15 protein-coding genes are annotated in these 13,608 nt (G+C 40.3%); 12 read left to right on the top strand and 3 right to left on the bottom strand.

Annotated features, from left to right (window positions below; translation table 11 throughout):
* Window positions 1–333 precede the first annotated feature (333 nt).
* Entirely contained in the window at window positions 334–477 is a 144-nt protein-coding gene (locus MMP60_RS13490) for a hypothetical protein (RefSeq protein ID WP_018678382.1), read from the top strand.
* 126 nt (window positions 478–603) lie between these two features.
* The gene (locus MMP60_RS13485; protein ID WP_241336886.1) at window positions 604–1,182 is read left to right on the top strand and encodes a DUF4126 domain-containing protein; all 579 of its coding nucleotides are present in this window, start codon (window positions 604–606) and stop codon (window positions 1,180–1,182) included.
* A gap of 65 nt (window positions 1,183–1,247) precedes the next feature.
* On the opposite strand, the gene MMP60_RS13480 is transcribed toward MMP60_RS13485, so the two are convergent.
* Window positions 1,248–1,607, bottom strand: coding sequence for a DUF962 domain-containing protein (locus MMP60_RS13480; protein WP_241336885.1), 360 nt, complete (start codon window positions 1,605–1,607; stop codon window positions 1,248–1,250).
* A 68-nt stretch (window positions 1,608–1,675) separates the two neighbouring features.
* On the opposite strand from MMP60_RS13480, the gene MMP60_RS13475 reads away from it, so the two are divergent.
* The 6 genes from MMP60_RS13475 (at window position 1,676) to MMP60_RS13450 (ending at window position 6,699) form a co-directional block, all read left to right on the top strand.
* Complete coding sequence (locus MMP60_RS13475) at window positions 1,676–2,476, top strand: AraC family transcriptional regulator (protein WP_241336884.1); 801 nt, start codon at window positions 1,676–1,678, stop codon at window positions 2,474–2,476.
* A 119-nt stretch (window positions 2,477–2,595) separates the two neighbouring features.
* The gene (locus tag MMP60_RS13470; protein ID WP_241336883.1) at window positions 2,596–3,483 is read left to right on the top strand and encodes a DMT family transporter; all 888 of its coding nucleotides are present in this window, start codon (window positions 2,596–2,598) and stop codon (window positions 3,481–3,483) included.
* A 570-nt stretch (window positions 3,484–4,053) separates the two neighbouring features.
* Window positions 4,054–4,506: a hypothetical protein gene (locus MMP60_RS13465; protein ID WP_241336882.1), complete on the top strand. Its 453-nt coding sequence runs from the start codon at window positions 4,054–4,056 to the stop codon at window positions 4,504–4,506.
* Between the two features lie 244 nt (window positions 4,507–4,750).
* Window positions 4,751–5,416, top strand: a complete 666-nt coding sequence (locus tag MMP60_RS13460) for an RluA family pseudouridine synthase (RefSeq protein WP_241336881.1) — start codon at window positions 4,751–4,753, stop codon at window positions 5,414–5,416.
* A gap of 79 nt (window positions 5,417–5,495) precedes the next feature.
* Complete coding sequence (locus MMP60_RS13455) at window positions 5,496–6,245, top strand: hypothetical protein (RefSeq protein ID WP_018678390.1); 750 nt, start codon at window positions 5,496–5,498, stop codon at window positions 6,243–6,245.
* 85 nt (window positions 6,246–6,330) lie between these two features.
* Window positions 6,331–6,699, top strand: coding sequence for a ribonuclease E inhibitor RraB (locus MMP60_RS13450; protein WP_018678391.1), 369 nt, complete (start codon window positions 6,331–6,333; stop codon window positions 6,697–6,699).
* Between the two features lie 51 nt (window positions 6,700–6,750).
* Here MMP60_RS13450 and MMP60_RS13445 read toward each other — a convergent pair whose 3' ends face one another.
* Complete coding sequence (locus tag MMP60_RS13445) at window positions 6,751–8,841, bottom strand: TonB-dependent siderophore receptor (RefSeq protein WP_241336880.1); 2,091 nt, start codon at window positions 8,839–8,841, stop codon at window positions 6,751–6,753.
* Between the two features lie 75 nt (window positions 8,842–8,916).
* Here MMP60_RS13445 and MMP60_RS13440 point away from each other — a divergent pair, with 75 nt between their 5' ends.
* Window positions 8,917–10,065 carry a heparan-alpha-glucosaminide N-acetyltransferase domain-containing protein gene (locus MMP60_RS13440; protein ID WP_241336879.1) on the top strand — a complete coding sequence of 383 codons (1,149 nt, stop codon included), beginning with the start codon at window positions 8,917–8,919 and terminating at the stop codon, window positions 10,063–10,065.
* Between the two features lie 45 nt (window positions 10,066–10,110).
* Here MMP60_RS13440 and MMP60_RS13435 read toward each other — a convergent pair whose 3' ends face one another.
* Entirely contained in the window at window positions 10,111–10,578 is a 468-nt protein-coding gene (locus MMP60_RS13435; protein WP_018678394.1) for an Lrp/AsnC ligand binding domain-containing protein, read from the bottom strand.
* Window positions 10,579–10,716: 138 nt separating this feature from the next.
* Between MMP60_RS13435 and MMP60_RS13430 the strand changes: the two genes are divergently transcribed.
* The 3 genes from MMP60_RS13430 to MMP60_RS13420 are packed head-to-tail and all read left to right on the top strand — an operon-like array spanning window position 10,717 to window position 13,471.
* Window positions 10,717–11,973 (top strand): D-amino acid dehydrogenase, encoded by a 1,257-nt coding sequence (locus MMP60_RS13430; protein ID WP_241336878.1) that lies wholly within the window; start codon window positions 10,717–10,719, stop codon window positions 11,971–11,973.
* Window positions 11,974–11,997: 24 nt separating this feature from the next.
* On the top strand, window positions 11,998–13,101 hold the full coding sequence (gene alr / locus MMP60_RS13425) for an alanine racemase (RefSeq protein WP_241336877.1): 1,104 nt from the start codon (window positions 11,998–12,000) through the stop codon (window positions 13,099–13,101).
* A gap of 10 nt (window positions 13,102–13,111) precedes the next feature.
* Window positions 13,112–13,471 (top strand): RidA family protein, encoded by a 360-nt coding sequence (locus tag MMP60_RS13420; protein ID WP_018678397.1) that lies wholly within the window; start codon window positions 13,112–13,114, stop codon window positions 13,469–13,471.
* Window positions 13,472–13,608: the final 137 nt, after the last annotated feature.

Here is a 13,608-nt window from a genome sequence, read left to right as displayed (position 1 = left end):
CGTCTGAAACAACTTATAAAATAATTTAGAATATTAACAATGATTACTTGCATTTATTTACTTGGAAATAATTATTTAATTAGAGTCTTGTATTAATGAAAAAATAATTTTCTTATTGAATGGTGCTTTTTTAGGCGAGTTATATTTGTATTACCTTAAAATGATTATAGAAAATAAGTTGGGAAAAGAAGGTGTAAAATTAAAAAATTTGAGATTTTCCTAAGAAGCACTTTTATCTTTTCCGCCATCATCACTCGTTGGAAAGGTCAATAAACAATCAGTATTATCACGTTATAGTATATGTACCATTTCTAAAATCTATGGAGAACAAAGATGGTTACTGCTGGCGAAAGACCTGGAACTGGCTTCTATTTTTGTATTCAGTGCGGACATCGCGCTTATTTAGAAATTGGTACTGATCGTTTACCTCCGTGTACCAAATGCCTTGGCAATCAATTCAACAGTAAGAATGCCTAAGCCGCAAACAGCAAACAGTTACCCACTGTTTTGAATAAAAGCCCTATCACTCGATAGGGCTTTTTTGTTCGTTTAAAATATGAAATAACAACATAGATTCATCAAGCAAAAATAAGGAAAACCAACATGGAAACAATATTAGGACTTTGTATCGGCGTAGGGTTAAGCGCAGCCTGTGGTTTCCGTGTCTTTGTGCCTTTATTGGTGATGAGTATTGCAACTTTGTTGGGTTGGTATGAACCTGCCAAAGGCTTTGAATGGTTAGCTATTCCATCTGTATGTGCTGCACTCGGTTTTGCGACGATCTGTGAAATCGCAGCTTACTATGTGCCGTGGGTGGATAACTTATTGGATACGATTGCCACACCTGCCGCCGTCGTTGCAGGTACACTCAGTACCATGGCAGTCAGTAGTGGGGAAATGTCACAGTTTGCGACGTGGGCAGCCGCGCTCATCGTAGGTGGTGGCACGGCAGGCATCGTGCAAATGAGTACCGTGGCTGCACGTGGTGTCTCGACCGCAACTACAGGTGGACTGGGCAATTTTGTGGTGGCAACAGGTGAGTTGATTGGCTCAATTGTCTTGTCGATTTTGGCATTTGTGATGCCTGTGGTGATTACGGTATTGGTGATTATCTTCGTGATTGTGGTTGCACGTTGGGTGAGTCAGAAAAAGCAAGAAAAGATCAGTCATTCAACATCGTAAGTTTTTAAATTTAGTGGAATCAGGAAACTTAGACATAATTTTATAATCTAAGTTTCCTATGTGTATTACCACTTCACACGTTTTAATAAGATATCTTTATACATAATAAAATCGCAGGCGAGACTAAAGAATGGCTGCTTAAAGGTTGCAGGTTTATTATGTTCATAAAAGAAATGACCGACCCAAGCAAAGCCATACCCGACCACAGGTAAAGCCCAAAGTAATTTGGCATTTCCAGTTACAACAGATGCAGCAGCGATACCAATCACGCAGCTTGTTCCCATGAAATGCAGACGACGACAAGTCGCATTTTCATGTTGCGAAAGATAAAAAGGATAAAATTCTGCAATGGTTTTATAACGGATATCACTGGCTTCCATCTGCACGGTATTGTTTTTCATCAGTTCTTGAGTATTGTGAGACATACGACTATTCCTTTCGTTTAAAGTCGTCTTCATTTTGAACACTTCACCCGAAATGGTCTTGAACGAATATGCTATCTCAACACACGGAATTAGACTCGACCACACCACATAAAAGCTTGGTCTATGCGTGGGATGGCGTGATTGTTTATGTGACTCAAGATCATTTGAATAAGGCGCACGCACATTTTCCAGCGCTGCTACAAATCAGTTTAGGAACGGCTTTCGCATTAGTTGTTGAGGATCAGCCTGCTCGCTATCATGAAGTTGTGGTGATGGCACCCAATATAAGCCACAGTACCGATTCACAAAATCAGCCTTATATTGCGATTTTGATCGATCCTGATCATACGCTTTATGCTTATCTCCATCCTTTATTGAATGGACAGACATTTAATTCATTATCTGCTGATCGACTTAAATCTTTTCAAAAACAGTTTCAGCAATTGATGACCGCTCAACTCAGTTTAGAACAAGTAAAGCAATTGCTGATGGATGTGTTACTTGCACTCAATCCTCAGCCATTGGAGGCTTTGCCGTGGGATCAACGAATTCAACTCGCTTGTGAATACATCAAACGCTGTGTGCCTAGTCAAATTCCAACCATCGCAGATGTTGCACTACAGGTTGGGCTATCAGAGTCACGTTTGATGCATCTATTTAGTCAGCAACTCGGGCTATCTATGCGGCAATATATCTTGTGGTTGCGTATCCGCTATGCCATCAAGTTGTGGATGCAAGGCAAAACTTTGATTGAGATAGCGGTTGAATCAGGCTTTTCAGATCAAGCACATTTCACCCGAACTTTACGCCGTATGGTGGATTTTGCCCCATCGATGCTGAAAGCCAATACCGTATTTATGAGTGCTTGATGATTTAAGTAGAAAGCACTTTTCACGTTGAAAAGAATCTATTTTTTCCTAAGCAATACTCGAAAAATCACAATGAAGCGAGTAAATTACACACACATTTTGATGGTGCGTTGGCGTTTATGGCTTTTACTTGGATTCTATTTACGATCATGGCTGCATTTATGCAGGCGTGGCGCAACGCATTTCAAAAACAGCTTAGTACCACAGTCGATGCTTATGGTACGACATTGGCTCGATTTATCTTTGCTCCGATTTTTGCCTTTAGCTATTTAGCATTTCTCTATTTACATCAACCTGTCACTGCTCAAGTCCATTTTTCCAATACATTTTGGTTGTATGTGGTGGTCGCAGGGATCAGCCAAATTTTTGCGACAGCGTTGATGGTGAAACTATTTCAACAAAAGAATTATGCGATTGGTATCGGGTTGGCTAAAAGCGAAGCGATCTTGGCTGCTTTGATTGCAGTGGTTTTTCTGCAAGAACGTTTGACTACTTGGGGTTGGGTGGGGGTAATGATTGGTGCGGTTGCCGTTTTTTTACTGAGTAAAGGTCGGCATAGTACGCAACTTTCATTCAATACCTTAATGATTGGTTTAGGCAGTGGTTTATGTTTTGCCATTACTTCACTTCTGGTGCGTGAAGCCAGCTTAGAGCTGAGCATGTTGCCCTTTTTGCATCGTGCAGGATGGGTGTTGTGTAGTTTGATTAGTTTTCAGTGCATCGCATTATTGCTGTATTTGGGTATTTTTAGTCGTCAAACGCTGTATAAAATGTGGCAACGTCTTGGGCTGACGTTTCGGGTAAGTGTTTGCAGCTTTTTAGCATCTGTGGGATGGTTTAGCGCCATGAGTATGCAAACGGTGGCGATTGTCAAAACACTGGGTCAGGTTGAGATTTTATTTAGTTTACTGATCTCGGCATTTTTCTTTAAAGAAAAGCTCGCTAAAACAGATCATTTAGGTTTATGGCTGGTGATTGTGGCAGCAATTATGGTGATCTGGGCTTAAATTTAGAGTCTAAATGGAAAAATACACATGTAAATTTGAATATATTGAAATTTAAATCAGCTATTTTTTATTGAAGTGGGAAATAATTCTAATTATAAAACATGGTATGCAAAATTATTTCATTAGTGGCGAAAAATGTCGATTTTTAGGAAAACAATCCCACACTGACCTGCCTAAACTATGTCTCAAGGGTGTGAAAGGGATCGAAAAGAGCAGCATGCACCGATGCTTATCAAGCAAGTGTGTACGTACCCAAAAGGTCTCGATTCGGCTTAGGACGCTATAGATCAAAAGTTTATAGGCGAAGGTTATGGCTTACAAAGTCATAGGTGTTGAAGTAAACAACATGTTTTCCCTTGATACCCTGAAAATAATATAAACAAAATATGACAAAATAGATTTAAATAATAAAAACTAGATCAATAAAATGAAATTTAAATGTGAAATATTTTGCAAAAAATCTATTTCCAAAAATACATTTATATTTTAGTCTAGAAAAACAAAATGATATACTGCAAAAAAATAGTTAAAATCAAAACATGACCATAATTGGAATAGGTCAGAAAAATAATGAATGAATTCGAACTCAAAATACGGTATCCACACCACACAAATCGGAACGATGTAGAGCATTTAGGCGCTTTTGATTCCGAGACAATTCTCATGAAATTTGATGAAGTTGGCTGGCGGCAACAACTGGTTCGTCAGTTGCAGCTTGATGGTGCAAGTACCAGCTTTATTGTCACAGATGCGTATACGGAACAAACGTTGCGTATTACTTTAGATGCATTTGCCCAGACGCAGCAGCTTGAATTTAAAATAGAAAGTGATATTCCCGTACTGATCCCAAGAAAGGATGTATTTGGATTAGTCACTCGAAATATCACAGATGCTGTTTCATTTAAACAATTAACTTTAACACGTGTAAAAGAATATCTAACCGTCTTTCTAAATAGAGAAGTTGTGGTACTCGAAGAGCTTTATAAAGATAGTTTATCTAAGGAAATGAACTCAGTATCATAAATACCTAAATTTTAAGTAGATAAACTGAGTTTAAATAATAATATATAGTTTGAGTTAATAGTGTTGTAATAAAACTTAAAAATAAATACACATTAACTCAGACGGATCTAAAATAATAAGTAGGTTGCTATTTTATTTAAAGAATAGTCAAAATGGTTGAAGTATTGGATCGATCATTTGCTGATACGATTTTATGCTGTAACACGCTATAATTGCTGTGCTTTATTTAATTTATTTATTTCCCATGCCCTTAAATGACAATTTTATCTATATGCCACCACAAGATCCGCTTGAGATCATGTATGAAGATGAAGACTTGGTGGTGGTGAATAAGCCTGCTGGTTTATTGTCGGTGATGGGGCGTTTGCCAGAACATCAAGATAGTGCTTATTTGCGTGTGTTAGACCAACATCCAACTGCGAAAGTGACGCATCGTTTAGATATGGCAACATCGGGTTTGCTTATGTTTGCCAAGCATCGTGATGCAGAGGTGGCAGTGAGTAAAATGTTCCAAGCACGAACTGTAAAGAAGTACTATGTTGCTTTGGTACAGGGGCAGATTCAGGCGGAAGGGAGTGTGGATGTCCCATTGATTACGGACTGGGAAAATCGACCACGTCAGATGGTGCATTTTGAATTAGGTAAGCATGCTAAAACCTTATTCCAACGGATGCAATATGATGCTGAAACCGATCAAAGCCGAGTGCGTTTAGAACCTGTAACGGGTCGATCTCATCAGCTTCGTGTGCATATGATGCATATTGGTCATCCGATTATGGGAGATAAGTTATATCATCCTGAACCAGCCCAATTTGATTTAAAACGTATGGCATTACATGCAGCTTATCTTGCATTTCAGCACCCACTTCAAGATAAGCACTTAGAGATACAGTCGAAGATTCCCTTCTAATATTTTAAGCTAGGATGCTATATTTTAGCGAATAAGCTGCTTAAAATATCTGCAATACGGATACCACAAGAGAATAAAGATGCATCTGCTTCAAGCAATCGTGGTTGGGGTTTTGGGCAGTTTCTCATTATCAGCATGGGCATGCTCTGATTTGCCGAATATTTGTGAAATGAATGCACAGCACCATCAACAAATGCAAGATTATGGTCGTGAAGCGGCTGAAGCATATTATTGGCAGCAACAAGAACAATATGAAGCACAAGCATCATACCCTGATTATTCTAGTGATGATCCCATGCAAACTAGACTTCAAGTTGCAACAGGAATGCTTGATTTAACTGCACAAAAAAACCAGCAAGCAGTGACATTGACACAAGATCCTCGCTATGACCGTTATATCAATGGTGGTTGGGATTTTTTTCAAGACAACCAAAATCCTAAAAAAGGGGAATATTGTGCAGCTTTCTTTTGGAAGAAAGAGAGTTTAATTAAAGTTTCAGGGCCAGGGGGCGAGTACCAAGGTGCGATACTCACGTTTTGGGGCGAAAACATCCCACAGCCAAAGAAAACAGAAACAATTCAAGTCACGTTAAAACAGAGTACAGGTGAAGCGCAGACAGTTCGGGTATTTAATTATAAGCTACCAAACTATCAATATGCTGCGATCAGTTTTGCGATACCAAGTGCACAAGCCTTGTTTGATAATATGTTGGAAAAAGAGCACTTTATCATTGAAAAAGATGGCAAAAAAATTGTAGAAGCAGAATGGCAAGATGGTTTGAAAGCACGTGACCAATTAAAAAATTGTGTTACAGGAAATAAAATTTAATCTAGAGTTAAGGTCTAAAAACTGACATAAAAATAGGTTAATCTATAGCCAATCATGAACTCAAAACATAACAAAGGATATTTATATGACTCGCGACTACGAGCAATTTCCAGAAAATGATAATGGCAATGTCTTATGGCAGATGGTTGAAGATGGCAATGACCTGAGTGAGCCACACGAGGTCGAATTTTCAATTGTGTTTGAGAAACAAGAACAAGTTGAAAAATGTGCCTTGCACCTGTTACATCAAGAGCAAAAGATTTCGCTGTATCAAGAAGAACTACATTCTGATGGGTCAGACATGTGGGTACTCAATATCCATATCAATATGATGCTTGAGTATGAAGATATTGCCGATTTGGAAGAGTGGATGACGCGTATTGCACAAGAATTTGATGGTGAATACGATGGTTGGGGTTGTATGAGCTATATCTATGATGATGAAGCTGAATAATTTTAATATTGAAACCTTCAGCCTGTACCAAGTAGGCTGAAGGCTGTTGAGTTAGAATTTAAATTGTGCTGAAACTGAAGCATTGATCGGTTCGCCAGGTTGAATCCATAGATCACTATAACTAGAAAGATAATAGGTTTTATCCAATAGATTATTGAGATTGAACTGATAGCGTAAGCGATCTGAAGGGGCGTAATACGCATTTAAATTGACCAAGGTATAGCTCGGCAAATTAAAACCATTATCTAAATTATGTCCGCTGCGTTGTCCAACATAGCTGATGTTTGCGCCTACACCAGCTTTCGTTGAGCCTTGTTGTAAAAATTCATAATTGCTCGTCATTGAAGCTTGGTGCTGAGGAATATTACTGAGTCGAGAACCCTTGGCTAAGTCTTGGTCTTTTTCAATCTTGGCATCGGTATAGCTATAATTGGCATTGAATGACCATTGATCATTGAACTGACGATTAAAATCAAATTCGATGCCTTGGCTACTCACTTCTCCCGCAGCCGTTTGAAAATTTGCATCAATTGGGTCTGTGGTCAGGACATTCTGTTTTTGCATTTTAAATAATGCAACACTGGCTAAGCTCTGGTCATCGATTTGATATTTACTCCCGATCTCATAGCTTCGTCCTTTTTCAGGGGCAAAATTTTCTCCATTACGGTTCATGCCACTATTCATGGCAAATGAATGACCATAGTTTGTATAAAATGCCCATTGATCTGATACTTTGAAATTAATCCCAACACGTGGACTGGCTTGGTGCAAGGTTTGACTATGCTGAGCTTGGGTTCGATGATTTTCAAAATTCTGCTCAACCTGATCGAAACGTGAACCGAGCAACACACTCCATTGATCATTGAAAAAGATCTGATCTTGCAGATTGAGGGCGAAATAGCGTTGGCGTTCATCTGTATCCGTAAAGGGGGCGAGACTTGGAAGATATTGCGCATAAATCGGATGATAAATGTTGATGGTATTTGGATTGCTTGTGCTGTGATTGCGACGTTGTTGGTACTGGCGATAATCCAGTTGCCCAATTTCACTGGACACTAAAAGTTCATGCCTTGCCCATGAATGTTCTAATTTGCCCAGTAGTTCAGTTTGCAACAGTAGGTCTTCACTTTGATAATTACGATAACGACGCTGACGCTCTAACGTTTGTCCATCGGCTTGCATACGACGTGGTTCGGTAGAGAAGCCAACCAGTTGCGCATCTTTATAACTGAGTGCGCTGTTTAGTGCCCACGTATCATCGAACGTGTGACTTAGACGAAATTGATAGAAATGATCTTTCACTCGCATGTCACCATCATTTGGTTCACCTGTGAATGTTTTGGGGTTCATCACAAATTTTTTCTGAAAGGTACTGACACCACGATCAAAAGTACCTAGTTGTTGAGTAAATTCACTATCAAAATCAAGTTGAGTTTGATCTGAAATTTTCCATGTCAGTTGGGGTGAAAAAAACCAGCGTTCACTACTCACATTTTCTCGGAAGCTTTGGTTGTCCTCATGGGCGATGGCCAAACGGTAAGCAAGTTCATCATTGATGGGAGCGGTGTGTTCGACACTGACACGGTATTTTTCAAGGCTGTTTGCACGTAAATTCACTTCATTTTCGCTTTGCCATTGTGGTTTTTTACTATTCAGATTGAGTAATCCCCCTGTTTCTCCACGACCGTATAAAGCTGCCATTGGGCCTTTTAAGAAATCGAGGGATTCGATATTGACCATATCTTTAGGTGCGCTAATACCACGATTGACACTTAAACCATTGCGGATCATGGCTGCTCCCCAATTGGGATCTGTGCTAAATCCTCGTATTGAGTAGTTATCCCAAAAACCTCCACCTAAGCTATTTTGGTGAAAGACCCCACTGACCAGTGTTAATGCATCATCAATCCGTTGTACATCCTGTTGTTCGAGTTGCTGTTTTGACAGGAATGAACGGCTAAAGGGGACGTCGACTACATCATGAGAGAACTTCGTGGTTGCAGGACTTGTTTCATGACTGGGTTGTGTCGCATCTGCTTGAATATGGATGGTAGCGAGTACAGCGGTTTTATCTTCTGCCCACGCCGCAGTGGAAATAAAACCAAGCCCCAAACATGAGCATAATCCGAATTTGTATTGCATAAATGATCAGCCAAATAAAGACAAAATAGATTTAATGTAATAGTATAACATTACATTAATTTGTTTATTTTTACTATGCGAGTCGAAAAAAATACGCAACGTTTACAGTCGATAGATGCATTACGTGGTTTGGTTATTCTGATTATGTTGCTCGATCATGTGAGGGAAACCTTTTATCTGCATAAGCAGGTCAGTGACCCGATGGACATCGTCATGACCGAACCTGCATTGTTTGGAAGTCGATTATTGGCACATCTTTGTGCGCCGGTTTTTGTGCTGCTAACGGGTATTTCAGCATTTTTGTTTTATTCAAAGACGCAAAGCGTGCAGCAAACACGAACTTTTTTATTCAAACGTGGTTTATTTCTGATTGGGCTTGAGCTGACGTTGGTTAATTTTGCTTGGACTGCAACTTTTCCACCTGAGGTCATCTATCTGCAAGTCATTTGGGCAATTGGCGTGAGCATGTTGGCTTTGGCAGCATGTATTAGTCTGCCTTTACCGACAATTGTGCTGAGTGCATGTGCAATTATTTTTGGGCATAACTTACTGGACTCGGTTCATTTTGCCGAAGGAAGTTGGATGCAGACACTTTGGCTGATCTTACATGAACGTGGTTGGATGGAGTTTGCTGGGATCAAATTGCGAAGTTCTTATCCTGTTTTACCGTGGATCGGCGTGATTTTGTTAGGTTTTGCTTTGGGACATTTTTTCAGTCAAAAATATACGGTAAAACAAAGAAATACCTACTTGGTGTCAATTGCTATGTTCAGTATCGGTTTGTTTATTGTACTACGTTTGATCAATATCTATGGCAATCAGCCTTGGCAGCACTTTGACGCATTTTCACTAAGCCTCATGAGCTTTTTTAATTTGACCAAATACCCACCGTCATTGCTTTTTATTTTATGGAATGTTGGTGTTGGGCTGATTATTTTGGTGCTGTTTGAGCGTTGGCAGCAACAACGATGGTTTAGACCACTGGTTGTATTTGGTTCTGTGCCAATGTTCTTTTATCTCTTGCATTTATATGTCTTGAAACTGCTGTATGTGCTTGCAGTGAATATCTGGGGTCTCAATCATGGGCACTATTTTTCTGTCGACCATGTGTGGATGATGTGGCTGATGAGTATTGCACTGTCTTTTGCACTTTATCCTGCGGTGCAATGGTTCTCAAATTTTAAGCATCAAAATAAACAGATTTCGATCTTAAAATATTTTTAGCTCTTCTGACTTTAGTTCTAAAGTACGCTCTGAACCGTGCGTACTTTATTTGCTGACATCAAGGTATAAGCCTTCTTTGACTTCCTCCATCACCACATAGCTATGTGACGAGGCTGAAGCAGGCAGCTTTTTAAGTAGATCACCCAATAAACGTCGATAAGCACTCATTTCTTTCAGTCTGGCTTTGACTAAATAATCAAACTCACCTGAGATCAGATGGCATTCTAGCACTTCAGGAATATCAACCAGATCACGTGCAACCTGATCAAAAACATCGCCAGATTTGGCTGAAAGCTTAATTTCTAAAAATACTAAAAGGCTACGATCAACATAGGCAGGATTGAGGCGCGCGTAATAACCCATGATGATGCCTTCACGCTCTAAGCGTTTGACGCGCTCTGAACATGGCGTGGTGGACAAATTGACACGTAAAGCCAGTTCGCTAATCGCGATGCGACCCTCACGCTGCAAAATGTCTAAAATCAGGCGATCAATACGGTCTAATTTACGCATAGATTATTTCCTTTTATTTCACTTTTTTCACGACAAAAACATGAAATTACCTAGATTATAAGCCTAAAAATAGTGAAAAAAACTATTGATGCAAAAATATACTAGTTAAATAAACTAGTGTGTGCGTGAGGGACTATTATGCGCGTCATCGTCTTAGGAAGTGGTGTGATTGGTGTGGCAAGTGCTTATTACCTTGCGCAACAAGGGGCTCAAGTGACTGTGCTTGATCGTCAGTCAGGGCCTGCTAAAGAAACCAGCTTTGGCAATGCAGGGCAAATTTCTCCGGGGTATTCGACACCATGGGCAGCACCCGGCATTCCTTTTAAAGCGGTCAAATGGATGTTCCAACATCACGCACCACTCGCCATTAATATTGACGGCAGTATGTGGCAGTTACAGTGGATGGCTCAAATGCTGAAAAACTGTAATCCACAAAGCTATGCTGTAAATAAAGAACGTATGATGCGCGTCGCGGAATATAGCCGTGACTGTCTACGTGATTTAAGAACAAAAACAGGAATTAACTACGAAAATCGTTCAAGCGGTACGCTGCAAGTCTTCCGTAATGAAGCCCAACTTGACGCGGTGCAACGAGATATTCAAGTACTTAAAGAATGTGGTGTGGATTTCGATTTACTCAATGCACAAGAGTTGGCGCGTGTAGAGCCTGCTTTAGCTCACACCGATCAGTTGGTTGGTGGTCTGCATTTACCCAATGATGAGACAGGCGACTGTTATCTATTCACCAATGCTTTGGCAAAACTCGCACAAGATTTAGGTGTGGAGTTTAAGTTTGATCAGCATGTTGAAAACTTAATTGTTGAAGGCGATGAAATCAAAGGGGTCATGGTCAATGGTGCTGTATTGACCGCTGACCGTTTTGTACTGGCTTTTGGTAGTTATTCTCGTGATTTTCTCAAACCATTAGCACTGAATTTACCTGTATATCCAGTCAAAGGCTATTCATTAACAATCCCAATTGTTGATCCAGCGCTCGCACCACAATCCACCGTATTAGATGAAACCTACAAAGTTGCGATTACACGTTTTGATCAGCGTATTCGTGTCGGTGGTATGGCGGAGTTGAGTGGTTTTAATCTGGGTTTGAATGAAGACCGCCGTGCCACTTTAGAAATGGTGACACAAGGCTTATTCCCTGGTGGCGATTTACAACAGGCTTTGTTCTGGACAGGTTTACGCCCAATGACACCAGACAGCACTCCAATTATCGGTGCAACGCAGTATAAGAACCTATTTTTAAATACTGGGCATGGCACTTTAGGTTGGACGATGGCATGTGGTTCAGGAAAGTTGATCAGCGATCTTGTGCTGAATCATCGCCCAGATATTAGTACCGATGGTTTGTCCATTCAGCGTTATTCACACGCAGCATAATTACAGCGTACAAGGAAGTTTATTATGCCTCGCCCTATTACCGCCGTTATTCATACTCAGGCATTGCGCCAAAACTTGGAGGTGGTGAGAAAATCAGTGCCTACAAGTCAGGTCTTTGCTGTGGTCAAAGCCAATGCCTATGGGCATGGTATTGAACGTGTGTATGAATCATTTAAAAGTGCAGATGGATTTGCGTTACTCGATATTGAAGAAGCAAAACGACTGCGTGCGTTAGGTTGGACTGGACCAATTCTATTGCTTGAAGGGATTTTTTCTCCTCAAGATTTATTTGATTGTGTTCAGTACCAACTCAGTTTCACCGTTCATAACGAACAGCAAGTGGAATGGGTACAGCAGCATATTTACCCTGCACAGTTTGATATTTTTCTAAAAATGAATAGTGGAATGAATCGCTTAGGTTTCAAACCACAACAGTATTTTAAGACTTGGCAACATCTCAACCGTCTAAATTCGGTCGCTAAAATAACGCATATGATGCATTTCTCTGATGCGGATGGAGACCGATTAGGGCAGACAGGTATTGATTATCAACTCGCTGAATTTGAGGTGATGCTTCAAGGCTTAGCAGGTGAAAGATCTGTTTGTAATAGTGCTGCTATTTTACGTTACAAAGCCCATGTCCAGTCTGATGTCGTTCGAACAGGCATCATGTTGTACGGAAGTTCTCCCGATTATCCCAAACATAGCATTCAAGACTGGGGGCTTGCCCCAACCATGAGTCTACGCAGCGAAATTATCGCGATTCAACAACTTAACCCGAACGAAAGTGTGGGCTATGGCTCAAATTTTATTGCTGAACAGTCAATAAAAGTTGGAATCGTGGCTTGCGGTTATGCCGATGGTTATCAGCGAATCTCTCCAACAGGGACACCGATCTTGGTCAATGGCATTCGTACCCGAACTATTGGTCGAGTCAGTATGGACATGCTCGCTGTTGATTTAACACCCGTTCCCAACGCTGAACTTGGCAGTGAAGTGGTGCTTTGGGGCAAGTCGAGTACAGGAATTGTTTTAGCAATTGATGACGTTGCCGCAGCTTCAGGCACTGTCGGTTATGAACTGATGTGTGGGGTTACTGCACGTGTCAACTTTAAGAGTCAGGAATAAGGAAATAACCATGTCACATTCAGATATTCAAAAGATTAACAGCAGCGAAGTCATGAGCGCTGTCACCGTCTTTAATCAAGTGGTGTATTTATCAGGACAAGTCCCTAAGAATGCAGATTTAGATATTGAAGGACAAACGAAAGATATTCTTGCAACGATCGAACAATTACTTGCTCTAGCAAAGAGTGATAAATCGCGGTTACTTTCAGTCCAGCTTTTTCTCAAAGACCTTGCGGATTTTCCTACGGTCAATGCGATCTATGTGGATTGGTTAAAAGACTGCGTTGCACCATCGCGTGCAACCATTCAAGCGGATTTGGTCAATCCAAAATGGCTGATTGAAATTGCAGTGATTGCAGCACAAAAATAAAGCCATGGGCTTTATTTTTGTTTAAACAGGATTAAAAACAAGAAAAGTAACGTATTTGCAATCACTCAAACGGTTTCAGATATGTATTTTCGAGTAATCAAAATGAATTCGTCATTTAAAAAAGACCGCGAGATAAG

The sequence above is a fragment of the Acinetobacter sp. ANC 4805 genome (assembly GCF_022549495.1).
Taxonomy (GTDB): domain Bacteria; phylum Pseudomonadota; class Gammaproteobacteria; order Pseudomonadales; family Moraxellaceae; genus Acinetobacter.
The sequence above is the reverse complement of the archived record's forward strand: the minus strand, read 5'-3'. Positions and strand labels throughout refer to the sequence as shown.